The 23,757-nt window shown below is 69.2% G+C and carries 27 protein-coding genes; 9 read left to right on the plus strand and 18 right to left on the minus strand.

Annotated elements, in window-relative coordinates; genetic code table 11:
* Window positions 1-208: 208 nt before the first annotated feature.
* Entirely contained in the window at window positions 209-2,452 is a 2,244-nt protein-coding gene (locus HXX10_RS25615) for a peptidoglycan-binding domain-containing protein (RefSeq protein ID WP_296526141.1), read from the plus strand.
* Window positions 2,453-2,678: 226 nt separating this feature from the next.
* Here HXX10_RS25615 and HXX10_RS25620 read toward each other — a convergent pair whose 3' ends face one another.
* Complete coding sequence (locus HXX10_RS25620) at window positions 2,679-3,092, minus strand: DUF2177 family protein (RefSeq protein ID WP_296526142.1); 414 nt, start codon at window positions 3,090-3,092, stop codon at window positions 2,679-2,681.
* A 186-nt stretch (window positions 3,093-3,278) separates the two neighbouring features.
* On the opposite strand from HXX10_RS25620, the gene folE reads away from it, so the two are divergent.
* Complete coding sequence (folE, locus tag HXX10_RS25625) at window positions 3,279-3,881, plus strand: GTP cyclohydrolase I FolE (protein ID WP_296526178.1); 603 nt, start codon at window positions 3,279-3,281, stop codon at window positions 3,879-3,881.
* A 27-nt stretch (window positions 3,882-3,908) separates the two neighbouring features.
* Here the strand turns inward: folE and HXX10_RS25630 are convergent, their stop codons facing one another.
* The 9 genes from HXX10_RS25630 to HXX10_RS25670 all read right to left on the minus strand — a co-directional run bounded on the left by HXX10_RS25630 (window position 3,909) and on the right by HXX10_RS25670 (window position 12,422).
* Complete coding sequence (locus tag HXX10_RS25630) at window positions 3,909-4,838, minus strand: AEC family transporter (protein WP_296526143.1); 930 nt, start codon at window positions 4,836-4,838, stop codon at window positions 3,909-3,911.
* A 206-nt stretch (window positions 4,839-5,044) separates the two neighbouring features.
* Window positions 5,045-6,043, minus strand: a complete 999-nt coding sequence (locus HXX10_RS25635) for a branched-chain amino acid ABC transporter permease (protein WP_296526144.1) — start codon at window positions 6,041-6,043, stop codon at window positions 5,045-5,047.
* A complete protein-coding gene (locus HXX10_RS25640) occupies window positions 6,040-6,921 on the minus strand; it encodes a branched-chain amino acid ABC transporter permease (protein WP_296526145.1) in 882 nt (293 codons plus the stop codon). Before HXX10_RS25640 ends, HXX10_RS25635 begins: the two co-directional genes overlap by 4 nt.
* Before the next feature lies 1 nt (window position 6,922).
* The gene (locus tag HXX10_RS25645; protein WP_296526146.1) at window positions 6,923-7,633 is read right to left on the minus strand and encodes an ABC transporter ATP-binding protein; all 711 of its coding nucleotides are present in this window, start codon (window positions 7,631-7,633) and stop codon (window positions 6,923-6,925) included.
* On the minus strand, window positions 7,630-8,415 hold the full coding sequence (locus HXX10_RS25650) for an ABC transporter ATP-binding protein (RefSeq protein WP_296526147.1): 786 nt from the start codon (window positions 8,413-8,415) through the stop codon (window positions 7,630-7,632). Before HXX10_RS25650 ends, HXX10_RS25645 begins: the two co-directional genes overlap by 4 nt.
* 106 nt (window positions 8,416-8,521) lie before the next feature.
* Entirely contained in the window at window positions 8,522-9,775 is a 1,254-nt protein-coding gene (locus HXX10_RS25655) for an ABC transporter substrate-binding protein (RefSeq protein ID WP_296526148.1), read from the minus strand.
* A gap of 68 nt (window positions 9,776-9,843) precedes the next feature.
* Window positions 9,844-10,650 (minus strand): SDR family oxidoreductase, encoded by an 807-nt coding sequence (locus tag HXX10_RS25660; RefSeq protein ID WP_296526149.1) that lies wholly within the window; start codon window positions 10,648-10,650, stop codon window positions 9,844-9,846.
* 3 nt (window positions 10,651-10,653) lie between these two features.
* Entirely contained in the window at window positions 10,654-11,637 is a 984-nt protein-coding gene (locus HXX10_RS25665) for a tripartite tricarboxylate transporter substrate binding protein (protein ID WP_296526150.1), read from the minus strand.
* Between the two features lie 104 nt (window positions 11,638-11,741).
* Entirely contained in the window at window positions 11,742-12,422 is a 681-nt protein-coding gene (locus HXX10_RS25670) for a cupin domain-containing protein (RefSeq protein ID WP_296526151.1), read from the minus strand.
* Between the two features lie 146 nt (window positions 12,423-12,568).
* Between HXX10_RS25670 and HXX10_RS25675 the strand changes: the two genes are divergently transcribed.
* Complete coding sequence (locus HXX10_RS25675) at window positions 12,569-13,525, plus strand: helix-turn-helix domain-containing protein (RefSeq protein ID WP_296526152.1); 957 nt, start codon at window positions 12,569-12,571, stop codon at window positions 13,523-13,525.
* Window positions 13,526-13,745: 220 nt separating this feature from the next.
* On the opposite strand, the gene HXX10_RS25680 is transcribed toward HXX10_RS25675, so the two are convergent.
* The 3 genes from HXX10_RS25680 to HXX10_RS25690 form a co-directional block, all read right to left on the minus strand.
* Window positions 13,746-14,606: a class II aldolase/adducin family protein gene (locus HXX10_RS25680; RefSeq protein WP_296526153.1), complete on the minus strand. Its 861-nt coding sequence runs from the start codon at window positions 14,604-14,606 to the stop codon at window positions 13,746-13,748.
* A 281-nt stretch (window positions 14,607-14,887) separates the two neighbouring features.
* On the minus strand, window positions 14,888-15,376 hold the full coding sequence (locus HXX10_RS25685) for a DUF2934 domain-containing protein (protein WP_296526154.1): 489 nt from the start codon (window positions 15,374-15,376) through the stop codon (window positions 14,888-14,890).
* A 137-nt stretch (window positions 15,377-15,513) separates the two neighbouring features.
* Window positions 15,514-15,801: a GlsB/YeaQ/YmgE family stress response membrane protein gene (locus HXX10_RS25690; protein WP_296526156.1), complete on the minus strand. Its 288-nt coding sequence runs from the start codon at window positions 15,799-15,801 to the stop codon at window positions 15,514-15,516.
* A gap of 264 nt (window positions 15,802-16,065) precedes the next feature.
* Between HXX10_RS25690 and HXX10_RS25695 the strand changes: the two genes are divergently transcribed.
* From HXX10_RS25695 to HXX10_RS25705, 3 genes are all read left to right on the plus strand, one after another.
* A complete protein-coding gene (locus HXX10_RS25695) occupies window positions 16,066-16,413 on the plus strand; it encodes a 2Fe-2S iron-sulfur cluster-binding protein (RefSeq protein WP_296526157.1) in 348 nt (115 codons plus the stop codon).
* A 98-nt stretch (window positions 16,414-16,511) separates the two neighbouring features.
* Window positions 16,512-16,727 carry a hypothetical protein gene (locus HXX10_RS25700; RefSeq protein ID WP_296526158.1) on the plus strand — a complete coding sequence of 72 codons (216 nt, stop codon included), beginning with the start codon at window positions 16,512-16,514 and terminating at the stop codon, window positions 16,725-16,727.
* 19 nt (window positions 16,728-16,746) lie between these two features.
* A complete protein-coding gene (locus HXX10_RS25705; RefSeq protein ID WP_296526159.1) occupies window positions 16,747-17,325 on the plus strand; it encodes a DUF4334 domain-containing protein in 579 nt (192 codons plus the stop codon).
* On the opposite strand, the gene HXX10_RS25710 is transcribed toward HXX10_RS25705, so the two are convergent.
* Entirely contained in the window at window positions 17,313-17,762 is a 450-nt protein-coding gene (locus HXX10_RS25710) for an EamA family transporter (protein ID WP_296526160.1), read from the minus strand. The genes HXX10_RS25705 and HXX10_RS25710 overlap by 13 nt on opposite strands.
* A 202-nt stretch (window positions 17,763-17,964) precedes the next feature.
* Here HXX10_RS25710 and HXX10_RS25715 point away from each other — a divergent pair, with 202 nt between their 5' ends.
* Both HXX10_RS25715 and HXX10_RS25720 read left to right on the plus strand, forming a co-directional pair.
* Window positions 17,965-18,360, plus strand: a complete 396-nt coding sequence (locus tag HXX10_RS25715) for a DoxX family protein (RefSeq protein ID WP_296526161.1) — start codon at window positions 17,965-17,967, stop codon at window positions 18,358-18,360.
* A gap of 80 nt (window positions 18,361-18,440) precedes the next feature.
* A complete protein-coding gene (locus HXX10_RS25720; RefSeq protein WP_296526162.1) occupies window positions 18,441-19,025 on the plus strand; it encodes a hypothetical protein in 585 nt (194 codons plus the stop codon).
* A gap of 114 nt (window positions 19,026-19,139) precedes the next feature.
* Here HXX10_RS25720 and rpsD read toward each other — a convergent pair whose 3' ends face one another.
* Entirely contained in the window at window positions 19,140-19,757 is a 618-nt protein-coding gene (gene rpsD / locus HXX10_RS25725) for a 30S ribosomal protein S4 (protein WP_296526163.1), read from the minus strand.
* Window positions 19,758-20,064: 307 nt separating this feature from the next.
* A complete protein-coding gene (gene murI, locus HXX10_RS25730; RefSeq protein WP_296526165.1) occupies window positions 20,065-20,952 on the minus strand; it encodes a glutamate racemase in 888 nt (295 codons plus the stop codon).
* Window positions 20,953-21,194: 242 nt separating this feature from the next.
* Here murI and HXX10_RS25735 point away from each other — a divergent pair, with 242 nt between their 5' ends.
* A complete protein-coding gene (locus HXX10_RS25735; RefSeq protein ID WP_296526166.1) occupies window positions 21,195-22,997 on the plus strand; it encodes a DUF2235 domain-containing protein in 1,803 nt (600 codons plus the stop codon).
* A gap of 151 nt (window positions 22,998-23,148) precedes the next feature.
* On the opposite strand, the gene HXX10_RS25740 is transcribed toward HXX10_RS25735, so the two are convergent.
* Window positions 23,149-23,457: a BrnA antitoxin family protein gene (locus tag HXX10_RS25740; protein ID WP_296526167.1), complete on the minus strand. Its 309-nt coding sequence runs from the start codon at window positions 23,455-23,457 to the stop codon at window positions 23,149-23,151.
* Window positions 23,458-23,473: 16 nt separating this feature from the next.
* Window positions 23,474-23,749: a BrnT family toxin gene (locus HXX10_RS25745; RefSeq protein WP_296526168.1), complete on the minus strand. Its 276-nt coding sequence runs from the start codon at window positions 23,747-23,749 to the stop codon at window positions 23,474-23,476.
* Window positions 23,750-23,757 lie beyond the last annotated feature (8 nt).

The following is a 23,757-nucleotide window of genomic DNA, read 5'->3' on the forward strand; positions in this document are numbered from 1 at the left end:
CTCATCCCTCCGCCGGTGGTTCGCGGAACGGAGCATGTCGGACGCCGGGCCGCGCCGGGGCCGTCGCGCTGCGGCCGGCGGCGCGACGCGATACAAGGATTGACGCCGCTCGCAATGGTTGTGTTATCGTCGAATTTCGTCGCCGCGACATTCCTGATCATCCCGGCAACGGTGCAGAGCGTTTTGTCGGTCGACCCGGGGATCGAGCGTGCGGCTCTCGACATCGAACCGCAATGCCATAGGCGTTCGGTCGCTTCGTTTCGATCGCCTGCAAGCTTTCAACTTCGACAGGGGATTGGGCATGGTGTGGAAAGGCGATGCCAAGAACCGGCTGGCGAAAAGCTTGGTCACTTTGATCGACGATATCGATCAGAAGGTGCCGTCGCGCGACACCCACAACGATGGAACCATCGGTGACGCAGCTCACCAGAAAAAGGGAAAGGCCTCCGATCACAATCCCAATCTGACGCAGGGCGGCAAGGGTATCGTCACGGCCATGGACGTCACCCATGATCCGGCCGACGGTTTCGATGCCGGCGCATTTGCCGAGCAGCTTCGGCTGGCCCAGGACCCTCGCATCAAATACGTGATCTTCGACGGGCGGATTTTCAGCAGCACGGTGTCGCCGTGGACATGGCGGAACCGCGACAAGGGGCCCGGCGACCACAGCGAGCACGTTCATATCTCGGTCGTGGACGATCCGGCGCTGTTCGACGACACGCGGGCGTGGCCTGTCAATCTGCCCACGTCGACCGTCGGGCGGGTGACCGGCTTCCCGCCCACCATCAAGCTCGGCAGCAGCGGACCGGCCGTACTCGATCTGCAGAACCTGCTGGGGGTCGGCGCCAGCGGCGAGTTCGGACCGGAGACCGAGCAGGCGGTGCGGGCCTTCCAGGACAGCCGCAACCTGCTGGCCGACGGGATCGTCGGGTCTCACACCTGGGGAGCCTTGTTCGCATCGCGGTCCCGGTCGGCTGAGCCACGTAGCGCGGGCGGCCTTTCACCGGCGCTCATCGAGCAGATCTGCACCCTCGCCGGTCGCTCCGATCTCGCCCGCGTCGATTGGCCCGGTCGCCGGGTCGCGCCCGTGGGCTACGTCAAGGGTATGGCCGTCGCGTTCGGCCACGTCTACGCGAAATGGAAGGGAGGAGATTCCGCCGCCCGTCTGATGGCTGCCAAGAACAGCGGCAACGACGCCAGCGACGCCCTCTCTTGGTACGATTCCCGTTTCCGCGCCGCCGGCATGGACAATTCCGAGTCCGGCGCGACGACGTTGCGTCACCTGTTCGTGCTGCTGATCGGACTCGGCATGCGCGAGAGCAGCGGGAGGCACAATGCGGGGCGCGACATGTCGGCGAGCAATCTGGACGCCGACACCGCGGAAGCCGGACTGTTTCAGATGAGCTGGAACGCGCGGCGCGCGAGCCCCGAGATACGGCGGTTGTTCACGGCCTACTCGGCCAAGCCGGAGGGGTTCCTCTCGATCTTCCAGGAGGGCGTGCCGCCGCCCGCGGCCTCGGACCTGGAGAACGTCGGCACCGGCGAAGGCGTGGAGTATCAACGGTTGTGCAAGGCGTGTCCGGCCTTCGCGGTCGAGACCACCGCCGTCGGGCTGCGGGTTCTCCGCAAGCATTGGGGACCGATCAACCGCCATGAGGCGGACCTGGCGCCGGCGGCCGATCGGCTGTTGCAGGAGGTGCAAGGCGCCGTCGATGCCGCCGACGTCGTGGCGGTTGTTCCGCAGCCCGAGCCAGCCGGCACCGTGCCGAAGATCGTGGTGCCGCCGCTGGCCACCGACCCCCTGCATCTGCTTGTCCTCGTCCTCGTGTTGCTGTCGAAGGAGAAGGCAATGGCCGACGGATCCGCAAGGACGGGACAGGGCGTTGATCCCGTCACCATCCTGTTGCCGCTGCTGCTGCAATCGCTGCTGACCGGCAAGCGGATCGACACCACGGAGCTTCTCGCCTCCCTGGTGACCGGAAAGCCGATCACGCCGCCGGCGGTCGGCCAGACGCCGTCGGCGACGCCCGCAACGCAGTCCACGCCGGTGACGGCACCTGCGGCTCAGACGCCGATGGCGCAGCCCATCGATCTCGGCGCGCTGCTGATGCCGTTGATCTTCGAAAAGATCACCGGAAAGCCATGGCCCGGCACGACACCGGCCGAGCCGCCCAAGCCGGAGCCCAACCCCAACGAGCCCGTCCTCTCCAAGCCGAGTGTGCAACTCGGTGTCGCCGGCCTCGCGCTGAGCACGATCCTGCAGGCGCTCGGTGTCGTCGGGCTGCCGTTCGGCATGGGAGGCGGCGGTGCCGCGACTCAGAACGGCACGCTCGCCACTCTGATCCCGCTCGCGACCGCCGCGGTCGGCGCCACCGGCGGTTTCGGCGCATTGGCGAACGGAGCTGTTGTTCTGCTCGGCGGGCTGGTGAATCTGCTGAAAAAATCCAAGTAGCCGGTCGTTGCCGTCGATACTGGTCCAGCCCGCTCGTCGCGGGCGAGCCCAGTTCGCTCCGAGCCGGACAGGACGGGTTTCGCGAGGGTCACGGCCCCAGCCTCGTCTGCAGCAGCATTTATGCGACAAGGCCGGGGCCGTGAACACGACCGGGATGGCTGATCACCGGTCGTGTATCGGGGTGTCGTCGCACACCGTCCCGGGGGGTGCGTCGAGGCGAAACGTCTCAGCCCGCCATCCAGTTGCGCGACGCGGACGCCGCCAGATAGCCGGCCGCGGCGCCGAAGCCCGAGAGCACGGCGCCCCAGGCGATGTCGGCGAGGGTGAGCTGCAGCGTCCAGTTGCGCAGCGTCGCGTAGTTGGTGAGGTCATAGGTCGCATAGGCCAGCGCCCCGAACAGGGCGCCGTAGGCGATCGCCGGGGCGATGCTGCCGGCCTTGAGGGCCGGCGCCACCGCGAAGGCGACGATCCCGATCGGATAGACCAGATAGAACACCGCGGCGGGCGCCAGCCGGGGCGCCTCCAGCAGGATGTCGCCGAGGGTCGGCCGGTACAGCACGCTGCCCATCTTGTAGAGCCAGACCGCGTCGACGGCGATGAAGGCGACGAGCGTGCAGACATAGGCAATGGCGTAGGGCACAGGGCAATTCCTCTGGTTGATGCCCCGCTTACGCCGGGGATCCGCCGGCGGATCACCGTGCCGGGACGGAGCAGGCCGGCCGGGACGGAATGCCGCAAGCTGATCCACGCGCGGCTATGCGGCGTAATCGCTCCGCTCTATAGAATAGGAGACGACATGACCCCGGCCGTGCAGGCGATCGACACGATGGCGAAGCGGACCAAGCTCACCGAGCGCTCGAAGATCAAAAAGCCCTCGCGCGCGGAGGTGGAGGCGGCGTTCCGCACCATCCTGCGCTGGACCGGCGACGATCCCGATCGCGAGGGCCTGGTGGAGACGCCGGCGCGCGCCGCGCGCGCCTACGAGGAGTTCTTCCGCGGCTACGACCAGGACGCGGCCGCGATCTTGCGCAAGACCTTCGAGGAGACCGACGGCTACGACGAGATGGTCGTGTTGCGCGGCGTGCGCTTCGAGAGCCACTGCGAGCACCACATCGTGCCGATCATCGGCCGCGCCTGGGTGGCCTATGTGCCGGACGGGCGGGTGGTCGGCATCTCCAAGCTCGCCCGGGTGGTCGAGGTGTACGCCAAGCGGCTCCAGATCCAGGAGAAGCTCACCTCGCAGATCGCCAACACGATCCAGGAGGTTCTCAAGCCCCAGGGCGTCGCCGTGGTGATCAAGGCCGTGCACCACTGCATGACGACCCGCGGCGTGCAGCAGCACACCACCGATCTGGTCACCAGCCGCATGCTCGGCGTGTTCCGCGACAATACCGCCACCCGCCAGGAGTTTCTGTCGCTGATCGACTGACCCGCCGAGGCCGGAGCGGTGCCGTCGTCACGGCGGCGCGAGGGCGAGCAGCACGGTGAGCACCAGCGGGATGGCGACCGCCGCCAGCACGGTCTGGACCGCCGTGATGCCGGCCATCAGCGGCGCATCGCCGCCGAGCTGCCGCGACAGGATATAGGCCGAGGAGGCGGTCGGCATCGCCTCGAACAGCAGCACGACCACGAGCGGCGGCCCGCGCAGCCCGAGCGCGAGCGCGCCGGCGAGCGCCACCACGGGCATCAGCAGGAACTTCGCCGCCGACGACACGGCGACCGGGGCGAGCCAGCGGCGCGCCGCACCGAAATCGAGTGCCGCACCGACGCACAGGAGGCCGAGCGGCAGCGATGCCGCGCCGAGCGCCCGCAGCGCCGGCTCCAGTCCCGGCGGCAGGCCGAGGCCGGTCGCCTGCAACGCGATGCCGCCGACGCAGCCGAGCACCAGGGGATTGCTGACGATCTGGATCACGACGCCGCGCGCGCTCAACCGGGCGGCGCCGAACCGGGCGAAGACCAGCACGCAGAGAATGTTGACGACCGGCACGATGGCGGCGGTGCAGATGGCGGAGAGGGTGATGCCCTGTGCGCCGAACAGTCCGACCGCGATGGTGACGGCGACGTAGTTGTTGAACCGCACGCTGCCCTGGAAGACCGACGTGAACCCCGCCCCGTCGATCCGCATCAGCGGCCTCGCCATGACGACCAGGGCCGCCACCGCGAGGATCGAGCCGATCAGCGTCACGGCCATCTCCCAGACCGGCAGGGCCTCGATCCGGGTGGTTGCGAGCCCGTGCAGGAACAACGCCGGCAACAGCACGAAATAGGCGAGCCGCTCGGCCTGCGGCCAGAACGCGTCGGCCAGGAAGGCCGTGCGCTTCAACCCGTGTCCGAGACCGATCAGGAGGGCGATCGGCACCAGCGCGAGGAGAACCGGGCCGGTCATCGGCGCAGGTCCGGGCGAGGGCGGGTTTCTTGGAGGCGGCGAGACACGAGAGATTTCCCGGAACACACGACGCAGGAGAGCTGCCGACGCTGCAGCGGTCGCCGTCAGGCACGGACGCCATCGTACGCGGCTGCGACAGGCATCGACCACAGATTCCAGATTCGGTCGAGCACCACGGCCGCCGTCGTCTCGGCGGTCCGCCGGCCTCAGGCGGGCGGGGCGGGGTTTTGGCGGGCATCCGGCGGCGGCGCCGCCATTCGGACCACGCGGTCCGCCAGGCTGCGCACCACTCCGGTCACGCCGTTGCGGGCGAACAGCATGGTGAGGATCAGGCACAGCCCGTAGAGGAGGCCGGCGAGCGAGATGTCGATCTGCGACGTCCAGTCGGGCATGAAGACGATGAAGATCGCCCCGATCACGGCGCCCGGAATGCTGGTGACGCCGCCGACGATGGCGCCGATCAGGATCTCGATCGACTTGGTCGCCTCGAACGAGGACGGGTTGACGAAGCCGTTGACCATCGCGAACAGCCCGCCGGCCAGCCCGGCGAAGGCGGCGCTCACCGCGAAGGCCGAGAGCCGGACCCTGGTGAGGTCGATCCCGAGCGTCTCGGCGACCAGCGGGTTGTCGCGCAGCGCGCGCAGCGACCGTCCCGAGTCGCCGAAGAGGACCCGCAGCGTGATGACGATGCACAGCGCCAGGCCGGCCAGGCACCAGTAGTAGTTCCAGGTCTCGAGCGGTGCCGCGAACCAGCCGGGCAGCACCGGCCGGCGCAGCCGGATGCCGGCCTCGCCGCCGGTGACGTGGTCGAACTTGATGAGGATCTGCGGGACCAGCGCGGCGAGCCCGAACGTCACGATGGCGAGCTGCAGGCCGGGCAGACGGAGCGCCGGCAGGCCGACCGCGACTCCGAGCGCGACCGTCACGACCGCCGCGCACAGAAGTGCGGCCGCCGGCGGCACGCCGAAGCGGCTCACCAGGATGGCGAACACATAGGCCCCGCAGGCGAAGAAGGCGCCCTGGGCGAGGCTGACCTGGCCGGCATGGCCGAGCAGCAGGTTGAGCCCGAGCACGGCGATCGCATAGGTCAGCATCACGCTGATCTGGAACAGCAGGAAGCCGGGCACGATCAGCGGCGCCGCGACGGCCGCCGCGACGGCGAGGCCGGTCGCCAGCCATGGGAGGACGCGCGGCAGCCGGCTCATGCGCGGACCACCGTGGTCTTGCCGAACAGCCCGGCGGGCCGGACCAGCAGCACGGCGAGCGTGATGACGATCGGGATGGCGAGCCGGAGCTCCGCCCCGAGGAAGCTCAGATAGGTGGCGCCGAGGCTTTCGGTCACGCCGACCACGATGCCGCCCACCACGGCGCCGAGCGGACTGTCCCAGCCGCCCAGCGTCGCCGCGGCCAGCGAATAGAGCAGCAGTGGCACCATCATGGTCGGGCTGAGGAATAGCTTCGGCGCCACCAGCACGGCGGCCATGAAGCCGATCACGCTGGCGAGCCCCCAGCCGAGCAGCAGCATGGTCTCGACCCTTATGCCGACCAGCGGGCTCTTCTCGCGCTCCGCCGCCGCCGCCCGCATGGCGAGGCCGAGGCGGGTGAAGCGGAAGAAGGCGGAGAGAAGGACGGCGAGCGCCACCACGGCGACCCCGACCCCGACGGCGTGCAGCGTCACGGTGATGCCGGCGACCGTCCAGGACCGGTTCGGGATGATCTGGAAGAACAGCCGCTGGTCGGCCCCCCAGATCCACAACGACGCGGCCTGGAAGGCGAGCATGAGCCCGATCGTCACCACCACGATGGTTTCGCCCGACGCGCCCATCAGGGGCCGCACCGCCACGCGGAACACGACGACGCCGAGAACAGCGGCCAGCAGGACGCCGGCGGAGAGCGCCAGCGCCGGGTGAAAACCCCATTCGTGGAGCTGCCAGGCCACGAAGGTGACGAAGGTCGCCATCTCGCCCTGGCCGAAATTGATGATTCCGGTGGAGCGGTAGATCAGCACGAGCGCCAGCGCGAGCGATCCGTAGATGCCGCCCGTCGTGATCCCCTCGATGACGTGCTGGATCAGCAGGGCCACGTCAGACTCCCAGATAGGCGTGCCGGACCGAGAAGTCCTGACGCAGCGTGTCGCTCGGGCCCGACATCGTGATGGTGCCGGTGGTCATCACATAGGCGTGCCGGGCCACGGCGAGCGAGAGGTCGGCGTTCTGCTCCACCACCAGGATGGCGAGACCGCGCGACGCATTGAGGTCGGCCAGCACCTTGAAGACGTCGCGCACGATCGTCGGGGCGAGGCCGAGGGAAGGCTCGTCGCACAAGAGCAGGCGCGGCCGGCTCATCAGGGCGCGGGCGATCGCCAGCATCTGCTGCTCGCCGCCGCTCAGGCTGCCGGCGGACTGCCGGCGCCGCTCGCGCAGGATCGGGAACACCGTGAACCAGTGGTCCATGTCCTCGGCGACGCGCCGGCGCGAGCCGACCGTGTAGGCCCCGAGCCGCAGGTTCTCCTCGACCGAGAAGTCCGAGAAGGTGCCGCGCCCCTGCGGGATGTGGGCGATGCCCAGCCGCACCCGCTCGGCGGCGCTGCGTCCGGCGATCTCGGTGCCGTCGAGCAGGATCGAGCCGCGGGCCGGAATCTGGCCCGCGATCGCCCGCATGGTGGTCGTCTTGCCTGCCCCGTTGGTGCCGAGCAGCGCCACCACGCTGCCCTCGTCGACGGCGAGATCGATGCCGTGGACCACCTCGATGCGGCCGTAGCCGGCGTGCAGGCCCGACACCGTGAGGAGCGTCATGCGGCCGCTCCCAGATAGGCGGCGACGACGGCCGGATCGGCGCGCACCTCGGCCGGCGTGCCTTCGGCCAGCTTCTGGCCGAGATGCAGCACGACGATGCGCGAGCACAGGCCCATCACCAGCTCGATATGGTGCTCGACCAGCAGCACGGCGACGCCGAAGCTCTCGCGGATCGCGCGGATCAGTGCGCCGAGCTGGGTGACCTCGCCATGAGTGAGGCCGGCGGCCGGCTCGTCGAGCAACAAGACGCGCGGTCCGGCCGCGAGCGCGCGGGCGATCTCCAGCCGCTTGAGCAGCGGATAGGGCAGGGAGCCGGCCTCGACGTCGCGCACCTCGGCGAGGCCCAACGTGGCGAGGATCGGATCGCAGGCGGCGGTCAGCATCGCCTCGTCGCGTCGGCCGGCGCGCGGATCGAGCAGCGCCACCGCGCCGTACTGGCGGGTGCGGTGATGGGCGCCGAGCAGCACGTTCTCCAGCACCGTCATGCCGGCATAGACGCCGACATTCTGGAACGTGCGGGCGATGCCGAGCCCGATGACGCGCCGGCACGGCACGAGATCGATGCGCGTGCCGGCGAGCGCGATGGTGCCCGAGGCGGGCGGCACCAGCCGGGTGATGGCGTTGAACAGCGTCGTCTTGCCGGCGCCGTTCGGGCCGATCAGGCCGCAGATCTCGCCCGGATAGACGTCGAAGCTCACCCCGGTAAGCGCCGCGACCCCGTCGAAGCGGACGCCGAGGTCGCGGATCGAGAGGAGCGGCTCGCGGTGCGGAGCGTCTGCCATGGGCCGTCGCTGTTGCTCTGCGGCGTGACGGCCCGGGCTGCGAATTTGCGAGCCCGGGCCGTGTCGATCTTGTTCAGGTCGTCAGTTCTGGTCGTCAGCTCCGGTCTCAGTCCGGGAGCGGGGTCTTGCCTTCGTACGAGATCACCTCGCCGATCGGCTGGTACTCGGCCCCGTCGAACTGGAAGAGCTGCAGCGACTCGATCGGATAGCCGTCGACGCCCGACTTGGTCGTCACCTTGATGCCGGGCATCAGCAGGCCGAGCGAGAGGCCGTCGAGATTGCGCGCCGCGCGCATCAGGCTTTCGCGCGTCGGCTCCTTGATGGTGGAGAGCAGATGGATCAGCGCGTCGCCGATCAGATAACCCTGCTGCCCGAGCGTGTCGATCTTGTCGAAGCGCGGCTTGAACGTGTCGTAGGTGTCCGAATAGTCCTTCAGGCCCGGATCGGAGGCGACCTTGCTCTGGTCGAAGGGCTTGAGGAACTGCGCCGTGATGACTCCCTTGGCGTTGTCGAGCCCGGCCGGCTTGAGGTTCGCCACCGACGAGGAGGCGTGGGACATCAGGATGGTCGGCTTCCAGCCGCTCTCGGCGGCGTAGCGCACCGCCTGTGCGCCCTGGCGCGGCGCGGTGGCGATCATCAGCGTGTCGGCCCCGGTGGCGCGCAGATTGCTGAGCTGGGTGTCGACGGTCGGATCGTTGCTGGTGGTCGCCTGGCTTCCGACCATGGTCACGCCGGTGCCGGCGAGCGCGGTCTTCAGGCCGGCCAGGAAGCCCTGACCCATGTCGGTGTTGAGATACAGCACCGCCACCTTGGCGTTCGACTTGAAGCGCTTCAGGTACTCGACGAACACGGCCGCCTCGGTCGGGAACGAGATCAGGAGGCTCATCGACCACGGATGGGTCTTCTCGCTGCCCCATTCGGCGACCGCCGAGTAGAGGAACAGGTTCGGCACCTTCTGCTCGTCCGCATAGGGCGCGACCGCCTGGTTGCTGGCCGTCGTCATGGTTCCGACCAGGGCGAACACCTTGTTGGACTCGACCAGACGGCGCGCGTTGGTGAGGGCGCGCTGCGGGTCGACGGCGTCGTCCAGAATGGTCAGCTCGATCTTGCGGGTCTTGCCGTCCGCCATCTTGACGCCGCCGGCGGCGTTGATGGCGTTGACGCGCAGCTCGATGCCCCGCGACACGCCGCCGAGCGCGGCGGCCGGGCCGGACACCGGCGCCGTGATCCCGATCAGCACCGAGGTGTCGGTGATGCCGGGACTCGGCGTCTGGGCGGAGGCGCCGGCCGCACAAAGGGCGGTCGACAGCAGCGGCAACATCAGCAGCGCGGCGCGCCGTGACACTTTGTGCATGGTCATTGTCGTATCCCTCTCGACGCAGCGTTCGACGATGGACCGATGGCCGGGCCGAAGGCGCCGGCCGGCTCTCACGTGAAATAGGCGCCCTTGTCGGCGACGATGAACTGTCCGGTGATCGCGTCGCTTTCCGGCGAGCACAGGAAGACGAGCGGCCCCTTCAGGTCTTCGCTGGTGATGTCCTCCTTGATGGCGCGGGCCGTCCGGATGGCGGCGGCGAGCTCCGGCTTCGCCGTGAAAGCCGCGCCGGCGGCGGGGTTCGCCACCAGGCCGGTCGCCAGCGTGTTGACCCGGATGCCCTGGGCGCCGAGCTCGCGGGCGAGCGCGCGGGTCATCGCCAGGATGCCGCCCTTCATGCTGACGTAATGCAGCCGGTTGGGCAGGCCTTCCTGCATGGTGGTGGAGCCGATATTGACGATCTTGCCCCAGCCGTTGGCGGCCATGCGGGGCGCCGCCGCCTTGGCGCACAGGAAGCTGCCGCGCAGGCCGACGGCCATCACCCGGTCCCACGCGTCGACGTCCAGCGCGGCGAGCGGCACCGGCGGCACGTTCGAGCCGACCACGGCATTGTTGACCAGGATGTCGAGCCGTCCGAACGCCTCGACGGCCGCTGCCGCCATCGCCTCGACGGAGCGCTCGTCGGTGACGTCGACCGAAACCGCGAGGGCTCGTCCGCCGGTCGCGCGCAACGCCGCGGCGACCGGCTCGGCGTCGACGATGTCGGCCACCACCACGCTCGCGCCTTCGGCGCACAAGGCTTCGGCGAACACCGCGCCGAGCGCGGCCTTGGGGCCGTAGGCGGCCCCGGTGACTATGGCGACGCGACCGGCGAGGCGGCCCTGGCCGCTGCTGCGGTGCACCGACGACGGATCAGACATGGCTCAGTGGCCTTCCTTGTATTCCTCGGCCTTGGTGTTCGCGATCCGGATCAAGAGCTCGGCCGCCTTGCGGTCCTCGTCGAGGAACGTGACGAACGCCTCCGGACTGGTCGGGGCCGACATGACCGCCTGCTGGTCGAGGAACGCCTTGAACTTCGGCTCGTTGAACAGCTTCACGAACTCGGTGCTGATCCGCTCGATCGCCTCCGGCGGGGTGCCCTTGGGAGCGCCCAGGCCCCACCAGCCGATGCCCGGATAGTCGCCGATGCCGGCTTCCGCCGCGGTCGGCACGTCGGGCAGCAGCGGCGAGCGCTGCGGCGAGCTGACGGCCAGCGCCTTGACCTTGCCGCTGTCGAGCGCGCCCAGGAAATTGCCGACGCCGAACCGCGTGATCTGGGCCTCTCCGCCCATCAGGGCCTGTGCGGCCGGTCCGCCGCCCTTGTAGGGGATGCCCTGGATCTTGGTGCTCCACTGGTTGTTCATCCAGCGCAGGAACAGATCCGGCAGCGAGCCTTCGCCGAGCGTCGCATAGTTCAGCGCGTCGGGTCGCGCCTGGGCCTTGGCCTTGAGCTCGGCGATCGTCGCGACCTGCAGGTCGGACGACACGAACACGCCCTCGACCAGGAAGAACAGCCGGCCGATCGGCGCGATCGCGTCGGGCCGGTAGGGCAGCTTGGTGAACAGCAGCGGATTGTAGGACATCGTGTTGTGATAGACGGCGCAGATCGTGTAGCCGTCCGGCGCCGACTGGGCGCAGGACTGGGCGCCGAGGATGCCCGCGGCGCCGCCCTTGTTCTCGATGATCAGGGGCTGTCCGAGACGCGGCTGCAGCTCGTTGGCGGCGGCGCGAAGAATGACGTCGGTGACGCTGCCGGCCGCGATCGGGACGATCAGCCGGATCGGCTTTTGCGGGTAGGTCTGGGCCTGCACGCCGACCGTCCATCCGGCGACGAGGAAGCCCAAGGCAAGACGGGTGAGCACCTTCATGGGTCGGTCCCCTCTGCGCGTTTTCGCTGTGATTTGTACCGTCCCGTCGGCGGGCCGCGACAGGCGTCGCGACGACGGGTCCTCGAGCGTTCCGGTCGGCCCGGCTATTTCTCCACGCGCGTGCCGTACAGGCCGTGCGACGTGTCCTTCACTGTGAAGAACACGACGTCGGCATCCGGCCCGGCGCGGCCGCCATGCACGACGTTGGAGGGCTGATAGATCACGGTGCCGGGGCCGGCCAGGAAGGTCTGCCCGTCGACCTCGGCGTGCATCACGCCCTCGATGATGAACGTCCACTGCTCGTTCTGATGCCGGTGCGACTCGGTCACCTCGCCGGCCTTCAGGCGCACCAGGCCGCACATCATGCGCTCGCCTTCGACGACCTTGCCGGTCGCCGACGTGTAGCCTTTGCCGACATCGAATGAAGCTGCGTCAGCCAGATTGAAGACATACTCCTTGTCGCCCGCTTTGGTGACGGGCGGCTTCCAGGGCTGCTGCTTCGGATCGTCTGTGGATGTCATGGCGATATCCTTCTGGCCTCGGTCGCGCTTCAGGTCCTCGACGAACCCGGCCGTCCCGCAGGCGTCCGCGCCGCATGACGCATCTGCGAGCACCGAAGCCGCCTCGGGTCCTCGGGCGGCGCCGGTGACGATGGCAAGGCGGTCGGAGCCGGAGTCGACAGGCCCGCCGCAACGCCGGAATCCTCTGCATGCAAACCGGGACGCGTCAAACCTCGCCGGCCGTTCCTGCACGCACCGAACAGAGATCGTGCGCTGGCCGAACAAGCCGGGGCTCGCACCAGCGCCGGTGGCCCGCCCGGTCGCCCGGCGGCGGCGCCACGGCAGCCCTGCCGCCGGGCGTGTTGCGGCCGCCCCGGGGCGGCCCTAGGATCGGAAAAAACAAGAGATCGACGAGATCGCGGGAGGCCGGCATGGTCATGGTCGATCTGGGGACGCAGCCCGGACGCAAGCAACGCATCTGGCAGGATGCGATCGCCTGGCATTTCGGCGAGGCCGATCTGTCGATCCAGCGGCCGGACCGCTTCGTCGGCCGGATCGTGACGCTCGGCGACGGGCCGATCCGGCTCGTCAAGGTGGAGAGCGACAACGAGATCGGGGTGCGCACCCGCCGGCATGCCGCCGGCGACACCGAGGAGGTCTTCGTGATCGCCCTGGTGAACCGCGGCGAGGTCGAGTTCCAGCAACGCGGGCGGACCTGCGTGCTGTCGGCCGGCATGACCACCATCTTCGATGCCTCCGAGCCCTATGTGATCCGCCACGACAATCCCGCCGACGTGATCAACCTGACGGCGCCGGCCTCGCTGCTGCGGTCCTTCGTGCGGCGCCCGCACGACCATGTCTGCCGCGCGGTGGCGACCCGCGGCCTGGTCGGCAAGGTGTCGCGCGATCTTCTGGTCGGTCTCGCCGAGGCGGCCCGGGTCGGCCGCGGTGCGGTCTCGCACGGCTCGCTCCAGCTCGCGCTGGCCAGCATCGCGGTGCTGCTGGAGGAGCGCGAGCCGGCGCAGCCGGGCCTGAGCGCCCGGCAGGCCGCCATGCTGCGGCGCTGCAAGGAGATCATCGACGCCTCGGTGCACGAGCCGGACCTCGGCCCGAAGCTGCTGGCGCACCGCATGGGCGTCTCGGTGCGCTGCCTGCACGGGCTGTTCCACGCCGCCGGCACCACGGTGTGCGGCGACGTGCTGGCGGCCCGGCTCGAGAGCAGCCTGAAGGCGCTCGGCGATCCCGGCATGGCGGCGGTCCGCTTGAAGGAGATCGCCTTCGCCAGCGGCTTCGCCAACCCGTCGGCGTTCTCGGCGCAGTTCAAGAAGCGCTTCGGGAGGACCCCGGGCGAGATGCGCGAGCAGCTTCTGGCGCGCCGCGACGCCTGACCGCCGGGGTTCTCGCCGAAGCGGACCGGCGGCAGGCCGCCGGTCGCGGGTTCGACGGCTTGTCCGGGTGGCTCATACCGGTCTTCACAAACTCCGACTCGTCATGCGCGGGCTCGACCCGCGCATCCATCGCCTAAACGAGAGCTTCTTTCGAAGCTCGATGGATGGCCGGCTCAAGCCCGGCAATGACGATGACGGTCGAAGCCGACGAGGCCTGGCATTATTTGCTCGCGCCCGTGATCTTCATCGACCACAGATTCCAAATTCGGTCGATCACCACCAGATTGGTGGCGTCCGCCTTGGCGCCTTCTTCCGCGGTCAGGTAGGTCGGCTCGCCGCCGAGCGCGATCGCCTGCGCCTGCAGCCGCGCATTGACGTCGGTGTAGTAGGCGCGGAACACCGCGGCCTTGACGGTCGGGCCCACCGTGACGTCGCCGTGGCCGCGCATCAAGACCACGGTCTTGTCGCCGAGCGACCTCGCCAGCGCCTTGCCGATCGCGGCGTTGCGCACCAGCATGTCGGTCGCGCCGAATTCCGTACGGATGTCGAAGATCGGCACGCCTGCCGCCAGGAAGGCGGGGTTGTGATACATCGCCTGCAGCGGGACCTTGCTGACGCTGAACGGGATGACACCGGGCGAATGGGTGTGCACCACGCTCATCACGTCGGGGCGCGCCCGATAGATTTCCCCATGGATGAAGCGCTCGAGGAAGACGGCGCGGCCGCGCGCGTCGATGGCGTTGCCGTCGAGGTCGAACTCCATGATGTCGTCGGCCGTCACCAGGGCGGGGGCGAGCGAGCGCGCCATCAGAAAGCGGTTCGGGTTGGTCGGATGGCGCGCGCTGACATGGCCGAAGCCGTCGAGCACGCCGAACTCGGCGAGGATGCGGCTGCCGATGACGATGTCGTTGACCAGCGTGGCGTCGACGCCGGCGATCGGGCTGGTCGTCGCCGTCACGGCGGGGGTCTGGGCGGACGCGCCGGACACCCCGAGCAGGGTGGCGACGGCGGCGACGAGGCCGAGCCGCCAGCGCGGATCGCGGCGCAGCGGAGCGCGTGAGGACGTCGTGTCGGGATGCATGCGGGGGGCTCCTCGGGTTGCCCGGTCTTGGCGCCGGGTGACGGGAGCAGACGGGCGCCGCCGCGGCCTGTCAAGCCGCCGGCCGCTGCCGGCGAGAGAGCGCCGGGATGGATCCGGCAGCAACGGGGCGCGGCGGAGAGCGTCGCCGAAGTAAAAGCGCGAGATCCCGGGTCTCGCGCTCGCCCTTCGTTCGATCTCTTCGGTCCGATCTCTTCGGTTCGATTGCGGATGCCGGCGGGTTCGCCGGCATGCCTGGTGGGCCGCGCTGGACGCGGCCGTTGTCAGCGCGCCGCGCGAAGCCGCGGCTTGGCGGTGGCGGTCGTCTTCTGGTCGGCAGCAGTGCCCGGCTTGTTGCCGGAGAACGCCACCACGGTGGTCGCGGCCGGAGCGGCGACGGGTGCAGCCGCGATCGGTGCGGCTGGCTTGGCGGCCCGCTTGGCGGCGGCGGCCTTGGCCTTGGCGACGAGGCGCGAGGCCTTCTTCTTGGGCGCCTTGGTCTTGGCGGTGGCCTTGCCGGCCGGGGTCGATGTCTTGGCCGCTGCAGCCGGTGCGTCGACCGGAGCCGTTTCAACCGGGGCGGCGACGGCCGCTTCGGTCACGGCAATGTCGGTGGTCACGGCAATGTCGGTCACGGCTTTGGCGGCGAGCTCGGCCAGCACCTCGCGCTCCGCCTGCAGCCAGTACTGATCGTCACGGCCGTCGACCTGCCCGTTCGCATTCCAGATGTGATAGGCGCGCTCGCGTATGAGCTCCTGGAGTGTCTGTGCCATTGCAACCTCCTGTCCCTCGGAGCCCCATGGATGGCGCCGGTATGGTTAACGGAGGGTAAATAACACGCCCTGCGGGAGGCATCGCCTAGTGCGCAAGTTTTAGGCAGCCTGGTCTGGGGGACTATGCTGGCCGGCCGCTACAGCCAGCGGCGTTCGGTGCTCGGGTCCGGGATCCGCCGCGCCGCCACCAGCCGGTTCCAGATGAACAGCACCAGCACGGCCCCGACAGTGGCGCCGATGAAGCCGGCCCCCTGGTCGATGCGGTACCAGCCGATCGTCTGACCGATCCAGGTGGCCATGAACGCGCCGGCGATCCCGAGCAGGGTGGTGAGGATGAAACCTGACGGCTTGTTGGGGCCGGGCGCGAGCAGGCGGGCCAGGATGCCGGCCACGAACCCGATCACGATGATCCACACGATACTCATCAAGCGTCCTCCGCTGTGCGCCTTCGGGCGCGGCCGGTCTGCCGTGCTCAACGCGCGCATGGGGCTCCGGTTCCCTGGTGTGGCGCCGCAGGCGGCGTGTCGGCAAGCTGCCACGCCGGGGCGGCTTTGTCCGGAACGCCACACGGGCGGGCGGTCGATCGTGAGAAAACCGCGGCAAATCGAGGGTCCGCCGGCCATTTTCGCGTGGCACGGCCATTGCGAGAGCTGGCCCATCGTAACCTTCAACTCTGCGCGAGAGGACCAATGGCTGACGTCACCTTCACCTCGCCCGCCATCCCCAAGGACGTGACCGTCTACGCGGTCGCAGGCGATACCCGCACGCTCCTGTCGGTCGCCAAGGAGCACAAGGTCCCGATCCACTTCGAGTGCGAGAACGGCGAGTGCGGCTCCTGCGCCTGCGAGGTGTCGGTGCTGACCGGCAAGACCCCGCTCGGCATCAGCCTCACCGAGAAGGAGAAGATCGCCCTCAAGCTGGCCGGCAAGATCACGGCCCAGCAGATCCACGATGCCGAGGAGCGCGACCTGCCGCCGCCCTGGCGGCTGGCCTGCCAGTTCATCGTTCGCCACGAGGATATTCTGGTGAAGTTCTAGGGGCGGGCTGCGCCGGCCCGGCCGGCCACCCGGCGCTTCCCGGATTTCACCGACGCTCGGTTCGGGCTACGGTCGCGCCTCTCTCGGGAGGCGTTCGCATGTACTATTTCAAGGGGCGCGGATTTCTGTGGCACGACACCAAGGGGCCGGTGTTGTGGTGGCCGCTCAACTGGGTGTGGTTCGCGCTGTTCGAGCTCAAGCGCTGGCGCGAGGACAAGGCGGCCGAGCGGGCCGAGCGGCGGGCGGCTCGCGCCGCCGGCGGGTCTGCGCCCGAGGCTCCGCCTCCCGAGGCCGGCAAGGCCGGCGGACCGTGACGGCCCGACCCTCCGGTCGATGACGGCCATCGCCGACGAGTCCGCGGCGCGGCTCGCCCACCTGGAGGCGGGCACCACCACCGCCGAGGCGTTCGCGCTCTTCGACGCGCTGCCCGGCGCCACCATTCCCGAGATGATCGGGCGCTGGCGCGGCCGCGGGCTGCCGACCGGGCACCCGTTCGACGGTCTGCTCGAATCGCTCGGCTGGTACGGCAAGGAATTTTCAGACCCTGAAACGGTTTATCCACTGTTGTTCAGACGACGTGACGGTTCGGCGGTGGCGCTCGATCCGGGTCTCCTGCCGGTCGGCCTCCTGGTGCGCCGGCCGCGACTCGCCCGCTCGGGGCTGGCACAGCGCGCCTTCCGGCTCCTGCTGCCGCTGCTGACGACGCGCCGCCCGAAGGCCCGGCTGCGTCTCGTCGAGTGTCGCGGTCGGCTGGGCGCAGCGATGATCTACGACGACCAGCCGATCTGCGACGTCTTCCGCACCGTCGATGCCGACACGCGCCTCGGCCTGATGGATCTGCGCGGCCTGCCGGCGCCGTTCTTCTTCGTGCTGCGCCGCGATTTCGGCGCGGCTCCGGGTCAGCCCCTGTAGGCGACCAGCACGGCACCGCCGGCGATCAGCGCGACGCCGAGCCAATTCGCGGCCGACAGCCGCTCGCCCAGAAAGGCTGCGCCGAACACCGCCACCAGCACGACGCTGAGCTTGTCGATCGGGGCGACGCGGGCGGCGTCGCCGAGCTTGAGGGCGCGGAAATAGCACAGCCACGAGCCGCCGGTGGCCAGCCCGGACAGCGCCAGGAACAGCCAGGTGCGCCCCGGCACCGTGCCGGGCGCCTGCCACTGTCCGGTGGCATACAGGATGGCGGCGAGCACACCGAGAATCACCCCGGTGCGTACGAAGGTGGCGAAGTCGGAATTGACCGCCTCGACGCCGATCTTGGCGAAGATCGCCGTCAGGGCGGCGAACACGGCGGCCAGCAGCGCCCAGAACTGCCAGGACGATTGCCACGACGAGAGGAGCGGTCGCATCGGTGCCTCCAGCGGAAACGGTCGTGAGGGGCTTGTAGCGGGCTTTCGGGCGCCGCCAAAGCCGGCCGGGTGACGGTGATCCCGGCGGCGGGGTGCCGCGTGCCCGCCTCACGGGCGCGAAAAACCCCGATCAGGTTTTTGTGAGGGGCATCCCGCGACCATTCGGGCTAGATCGGGGCTTCGCAACAGGAGAACGAGTGACGTGAATATCGAACGGTTCGCCGAGCGTTTTTCCCCCATGGTCCTCAGCCTCGTGCGGATCATGACGGCCTTGCTGCTGCTGCAGCATCCCCTCACGAAGTTCTTCGCATGGCCGGTCGCGGGCCGCACCGTGGAGCTGCTCTCGCTGTACTGGATCGCCGGGGCGATCGAGATCGTGTTCGGGCTCCTGCTGCTGATCGGTTTCTACACCCGCACGACGGCTTTCATTCTCTCGGGCGAGCTGGCCTTCGCGTATTTCATCGGACATGCGCCGCGGGGCTTCTTCCCACAGGGCAACGGCGGCGAGGCGGCCGTGCTGTTCTGCTTCATCTTCCTCTATTTCGCCTGTGCCGGTGGTGGGCCGATCAGCCTCGACGCCCTCTGGCGCCGCCGCTGAGGCGGCGACGCCGACCGACGTCTCGTGTCGCCCGGGGGCGTCCGCCCGGGAGGAGTGCCGTCAGAACCGAGAGGTGCATCATGATGGGTCTACGCATCGCCATGGCTGCCGCGGTCGCGGCGGTTCCGTTCGGCCTGCCGGCGCTCGCCTTCGATCCGCCCGGGGCACGCGGGGACCGCGGCCGCGAGGTCGAGCGGGCGCCTGCGCCCCGCGAGGCCGAACGACCGGCCGCTAATCCGAATCCTGCGGCGGGCCGTCGTCCCGACGGCCCGCCCGGGCCGCCGCCGCCCGGTCCTCCCGGTCCGGAGCGGCCCGAGGCGGCGTTCGGGCGCCGCGACGTCATCGCGCCGACCACCAATGTGGTGGCGCCGACCGTGGTGGCCCCGGGCGCCGGAGCGACCGGCGTCGTGGTGGCGCCCAGCCTGCGTGGCGGGCCGGTCGCCGCACCAGTGGCGCCGCCGCCGTCGTTCGGGACCATCTCCTCGGGGGCCGTCGCCGCCTCCGCCGGCGGCCCTGCCGCGCCGATGCCGGCCGGCGCCGTGCGCACGCTGCCCGACGGCAGCGTCTCGGTGGTGATGGAGGGGGCGCAGTACTTCCGCTACGGGCCGACCCTCTACCGGGCCATGGTGGAGGGTGGCACCACGGTCTACGTGCCGTCGCCGTGAACGCAGGCCGAGCCGGTCGCCGTTGCTGATGGACATGTGCAGAAAACGAAAAAGCCGGCCGCCCTGGGGCGACCGGCTTTCGTTTGTTTGTGCGTCGACGCGCGAAAGAGGAAATCAGCGCGAGTAGTACTCGACGACCAGGTTCGGCTCCATCTGGACGGCATAGGGCACGTCGCCGAGATGCGGGATGCGGGCGAGCTTGGCCGTCATCTTGCCGTGGTCGGCATCGATGTAGTCGGGCACGTCGCGCTCCGGGAGCTGGACGGCCTCGAGCACGATGGCGAGCTGCTTCGACTTGTCCTTCACCTCGATCACGTCGCCGACCTTGCAGCGATAGCTCGGGATGTTGACGCGCCGGCCGTTCACCTTGATGTGCCCGTGATTGATGAACTGGCGGGCGGCGAACGGGGTGGCGACGAACTTGGCGCGGTAGACGACGGCGTCGAGCCGGCGCTCCAGGAGGCCGATCAGGTTGGCACCCGAATCGCCCTTCATCCGGATCGCCTCGTCGTAGAGGCCGTGGAACTGCTTCTCGGAAATGTTGCCGTAGTAGCCCTTCAGCTTCTGCTTGGCGCGGAGCTGCACGCCGTAGTCGGAGAGCTTGCCCTTGCGGCGCTGTCCGTGCTGGCCGGGGCCGTACTCGCGGCGGTTCACCGGGCTCTTCGGACGACCCCAGATGTTCTGGCCCATCCGGCGGTCGATCTTGTACTTCGCTTCGTTGCGCTTGGTCATCGCGTCCTCGTGGCGGGGTTGCGCCCGCCTTGTTGGTGGTCGTCCCGCCCGGCGGCTTCGCCGCAAGTGGGACCATGAGGCTCGCGCCCTCCTTTGATCCGGCCGAAGAAGGCCGGACCCGACAGGCCGCCGCCCTGCGCGGGAGGCTGCCACGGGTCGCGAAACGCCGCGCTGGCCGTGAGGCCCGCGTGACGGGTGGGGTTTTAGGGGAACCGGCGGAAATGTCAAACCGGGCAGGGCGCCGGACGCGGGCCGCCCGCGCCCGCGGGGCCGTCACTTGCCGACGCGTCGGGGGGGGCTCGCCGAATCAAAATCCGTCGGTCGCGCCGTGGGCCACGGCGTCGGTCCGTCCGGACCCGGCGGGCCGGCGCTTCGCCTCCGGCAATCGCAAGCCGAATCGTGCCAGCACGGCGACGAGGGCCGGCGCCGGGGCGCGTCCGGAGGTGAACACGATGCGGTCGCTTCGCCTCGCGCCCCGTCGCGGCTCGCCCCCGTCGTCGCCGGCCGGGACCCCGGCATGGTCGAGCAGGTCGACCACCCGTCGGGCGATCGCCGGGGCGGGATCGATCCAGGCCACCGGCCACGGGCTCGCCGCCTCGAGCTGTTCGCGCAGCAGCGGGTAGTGGGTGCAGGCGAGTGCGACCGTGTCGGTGCGACGGTCGCCGTCGGTGACGAAGCAGGGGGCGATCTCGCGGGCGATCGCCGCCGGGTCCACCGGCTGGTCGCGCAGCGCATCCTCGGCGATGCCGGCCAGATGCGCCGAGCCGACCAGCGTGACGGCGCAGCCCTGGCCGAAATCGCGGATCAGCGCGCGGGTGTATTCGCGCTTGACCGTCGCCTCGGTGCCGAGCACCGAAACCAGCTTGCTCTTCGACGAGGCGCAGGCCGGCTTGATCGCCGGCACCGTGCCGACGAACGGCACCGTATAGGTAGCGCGCAGATGCGGCAGCACCAGCGTCGAGGCGGTGTTGCAGGCGATGACGACGAGGTCGGGCCGGTGGGCCGCGATCAGCTCGCCCATCAGCGGCACCAGGCGGGCCGTCAGGGCCGCCTCGCCATGCCGTCCATACGGGAAGAAGGCGTCGTCGGCGGCATAGACGTAGCCGGCGTCCGGCCGCGCCGCGACCACCTCGCGCAGCACGGTGAGGCCGCCGAGGCCGGAGTCGAACACCAGGATGGCGGGGCCGGGCTGCATGGCGGTATCGGGAATCCCTCGCGTGTTCATGGTTGTAGCGTATTTTCGGGCGGCCCGACAGCGTCCGGCCCGGCAGGGCGGGGCTGCGTCGCGCCCGACCACCAGGTGGCCGCACGGACGCCGACGCGGTGATTGCCGATGTCGGATCGCACAAGCGTGAAGGTGCAAAGTGCGCGTCATGCTTGTGTCACGAAGTCGTCACCCGCATCATTCGGCCGATCTCTCGCGGGTGGGGGCCGAGCATGGCGAAGAACATCGTCCTGTTGTCCGATGGCACCGGCAACAGCGCATCCTCCGTGCAGAAGACCAACATCTGGCGCCTTTATCGCGCGCTCGATCTCACCGCGGACGATCAGATCGCGATCTACGACGACGGCGTCGGCACCGGCTCGTTCCGTCCGCTCGCCGTCGCGGGTCAGGCGTTCGGTCTGGGGCTCGCGCGCAATGTCCGCGACCTCTTCACGTTCCTGTCGCGAAACTACGTGCCGGGCGACCGGGTCTATGCCTTCGGATTCAGCCGCGGATCGTTCACGATCCGGATGCTGGTCGGCATGGTCCGCCACAAGGGACTGGTCGACAGATCTCTGCCCGAAGACAAGTTCCAGAAGGAGGTTCTTCGCCGCTGGGCGGACTACCGCAAGCGGTTCGAGCGTCGGAAGCTGCGCTACACGCTCGGCCGCGGCAAGGACGAGCGGATGGAGAAACGGACGACCCTCACCACCTCGAAGGCCGACCAGGAGGGCTTGGTGCCGGATTTCGAGTTCGTCGGCCTGTGGGACACGGTGGATGCCTACGGGCTGCCGATCGACGAGCTGATGTACGGCATCGATCTGTGGATCTACCCGGTCAGCTTCGCCGACCGCCGGCTCACGCGCCACGTGAAGGCTGCCTATCACGCGCTGTCCGTCGACGACGAGCGTCGGACCTTCCATCCGGTCCTGTGGGACGAGATCGCCGAAGGGACGGATCCCGACATTCCCGCTGATCGACTGAAGCAGGTGTGGTTTCCGGGCGTGCACGCCAATGTCGGAGGCGGCTACGCCAAGGACGGTCTCGCCCTCGTGTCGCTCGAATGGATGCTGACGGCGCCGGAGCTGAAGACCCTGAAGCTCCATCAGATCCACGTCGACGAGATCAGGCGGCAGGTGGATATCTACGACGACCTGATCGATTCCCGGGCCGGGCTGGCCGGCTACTACCGCTATGCGCCGCGCAATATCTCGGCGCTTTGTCACGACGAGTTCGCCGAGGTCGAGATCGCGCGCCCGAAGATCCACGAAAGCGTGTTCAGGCGGGTGAAGGGTCATCACGTCGCCTACGCGCCGCCGGGCATCCCGGCGGAATACGACGTCGTCCTGCGCGACGGCACGATCGTGAAATGGGAGGACCGCGCCTCTGCTCCCGCCGCACAACAGTGCTTCGAGACCGACGATGCTGCCAAGCTCCGGGCGGAGCGCATGGAGGCGGCTTGGAACGTGATCTGGTGGCGCCGCGTGGTCTATTTCCTGACGCTGGGCTCGTCGGCGTTCCTGGCGGCTTTGCCGTGGCTGACCTCGTCCATCGGCGTGTCCGCGGTGCTTCCGCGAATCTCCGGGCGCCTGACCGCGTTGATCACGCCCGTCCTCGACATCGCCGCAACCGTGCTGCCGGGATTCGTCGCGACAAAATGGTTCGGGGCGTTCAAGCAGGAGCCCATCCTGTTCCTGATCGGTGCCGCCGCGGTCGCCGGGACCATGGCGCTCGGGATGAATCTCAAGCTGCGGATCGAATGCCGTGCCGGCCAGGTCTGGGCAAACCGTTACGAGGGCGGCGTGGTGCCGGCCTGGGCGAGCGAGGCGATCAAGACGTGGTTCTTCCGGTTCCGGACGAAACCGATGCTGGTCGCCTGGTACAAGGCGTTCGCGCGCGAGATCCTGCCGACCATCGCGATCTTCGGGACCATCCTGCTCCTGCTCTGGGCGGCGTCGACGGACTGGCGGATCGCCGTCGCGCTGGCCGTCGTGGCCGTCGTCATCGGTATGCGCAACATCGTCTTGCGGCTCTGATGTCGACGCCCGCGCCTACGGCGCGGCCGATCACGCAGCACGCCGATGAGGGCCGTGAGCGCGACCACGATCACGGAGCCGTTGACCACAAGCACCAGCACCGGGGGCCGGCGGACCGTGTCGGGGGTCGGCGGCGGCGGGCCGGGGCTTGTCAGCCGGCTTTGCGGCGAGCCTCGACGTAATGCCTCAGAACCGCGTTGATACGGCTCTCAGCGCGGCCCTGTTCGCGGAAATAGGCGAGTACATCGCGGTCGATCTCCAACGATACGGCTTCCGTTCCGGACGCATCGTCTGCAGTGGCCCAGAAGGCCTCGTCGAGGCCCGGGTGATCCGGGTCGGACGCCGCGATGGACTCGATCATATCCTCGCTCAGGCGATCGAGTCGGGCGTGATCGGTCTCCGAAGCAACCGGCCGATATGTCCCGTCGTCCTGGCGGAGCAGCAAGGTGCCGTCGGCCAATCGGGTGAACTCCGAGCTATCTCGCGGCATAATGTTCCCGCTCCTTCCGGCTCGCCGGCCACGCCGTGATGATCCAGGTCACGGGTCCGCGCATCGTGTAGACGACCGTGAAGACACGGCCGAGCGCCTGTCCGATGGTCACACGCCGCTCCTCGCCGTAGTCGCGCCGACGGTCGACGAAATCCAGGCACTTCGGATCGGCAAAGACTGCGGCCATGTCGCGGACGTCGAAACCCCGCTCGGCGAGCAACCAGCTTCGCTTCTTCGGATCGCAATCGAACACGCGTTCCATCGATCCGA

Origin of the sequence: Rhodoplanes sp. (assembly GCF_013377085.1) — a bacterium.
In the GTDB taxonomy this organism is placed as follows: Bacteria; Pseudomonadota; Alphaproteobacteria; order Rhizobiales; family Xanthobacteraceae; genus Rhodoplanes.

Excerpts from the sequence above, each read along its gene's own strand:
- folE (WP_296526178.1), top strand. The coding sequence starts at position 3,279 with ATGGCGAAGCGGACCAAGCTCACCGAGCGCTCGAAGATCAAAAAGCCC.
- murI (WP_296526165.1), bottom strand. The coding sequence starts at position 20,952 with ATGCAGCCCGGCCCCGCCATCCTGGTGTTCGACTCCGGCCTCGGCGGC.
- HXX10_RS25675 (WP_296526152.1), top strand. The coding sequence starts at position 12,569 with ATGGTCATGGTCGATCTGGGGACGCAGCCCGGACGCAAGCAACGCATC.
- rpsD (WP_296526163.1), bottom strand. The coding sequence starts at position 19,757 with ATGACCAAGCGCAACGAAGCGAAGTACAAGATCGACCGCCGGATGGGC.
- HXX10_RS25665 (WP_296526150.1), bottom strand. The coding sequence starts at position 11,637 with ATGAAGGTGCTCACCCGTCTTGCCTTGGGCTTCCTCGTCGCCGGATGG.
- HXX10_RS25645 (WP_296526146.1), bottom strand. The coding sequence starts at position 7,633 with ATGACGCTCCTCACGGTGTCGGGCCTGCACGCCGGCTACGGCCGCATC.
- HXX10_RS25720 (WP_296526162.1), top strand. The coding sequence starts at position 18,441 with ATGATGGGTCTACGCATCGCCATGGCTGCCGCGGTCGCGGCGGTTCCG.
- HXX10_RS25690 (WP_296526156.1), bottom strand. The coding sequence starts at position 15,801 with ATGAGTATCGTGTGGATCATCGTGATCGGGTTCGTGGCCGGCATCCTG.
- HXX10_RS25745 (WP_296526168.1), bottom strand. The coding sequence starts at position 23,749 with ATGGAACGCGTGTTCGATTGCGATCCGAAGAAGCGAAGCTGGTTGCTC.
- HXX10_RS25705 (WP_296526159.1), top strand. The coding sequence starts at position 16,747 with ATGACGGCCATCGCCGACGAGTCCGCGGCGCGGCTCGCCCACCTGGAG.
- HXX10_RS25710 (WP_296526160.1), bottom strand. The coding sequence starts at position 17,762 with ATGCGACCGCTCCTCTCGTCGTGGCAATCGTCCTGGCAGTTCTGGGCG.
- HXX10_RS25630 (WP_296526143.1), bottom strand. The coding sequence starts at position 4,838 with ATGACCGGCCCGGTTCTCCTCGCGCTGGTGCCGATCGCCCTCCTGATC.
- HXX10_RS25735 (WP_296526166.1), top strand. The coding sequence starts at position 21,195 with ATGGCGAAGAACATCGTCCTGTTGTCCGATGGCACCGGCAACAGCGCA.
- HXX10_RS25655 (WP_296526148.1), bottom strand. The coding sequence starts at position 9,775 with ATGACCATGCACAAAGTGTCACGGCGCGCCGCGCTGCTGATGTTGCCG.
- HXX10_RS25650 (WP_296526147.1), bottom strand. The coding sequence starts at position 8,415 with ATGGCAGACGCTCCGCACCGCGAGCCGCTCCTCTCGATCCGCGACCTC.
- HXX10_RS25660 (WP_296526149.1), bottom strand. The coding sequence starts at position 10,650 with ATGTCTGATCCGTCGTCGGTGCACCGCAGCAGCGGCCAGGGCCGCCTC.
- HXX10_RS25685 (WP_296526154.1), bottom strand. The coding sequence starts at position 15,376 with ATGGCACAGACACTCCAGGAGCTCATACGCGAGCGCGCCTATCACATC.
- HXX10_RS25695 (WP_296526157.1), top strand. The coding sequence starts at position 16,066 with ATGGCTGACGTCACCTTCACCTCGCCCGCCATCCCCAAGGACGTGACC.
- HXX10_RS25680 (WP_296526153.1), bottom strand. The coding sequence starts at position 14,606 with ATGCATCCCGACACGACGTCCTCACGCGCTCCGCTGCGCCGCGATCCG.
- HXX10_RS25700 (WP_296526158.1), top strand. The coding sequence starts at position 16,512 with ATGTACTATTTCAAGGGGCGCGGATTTCTGTGGCACGACACCAAGGGG.
- HXX10_RS25635 (WP_296526144.1), bottom strand. The coding sequence starts at position 6,043 with ATGAGCCGGCTGCCGCGCGTCCTCCCATGGCTGGCGACCGGCCTCGCC.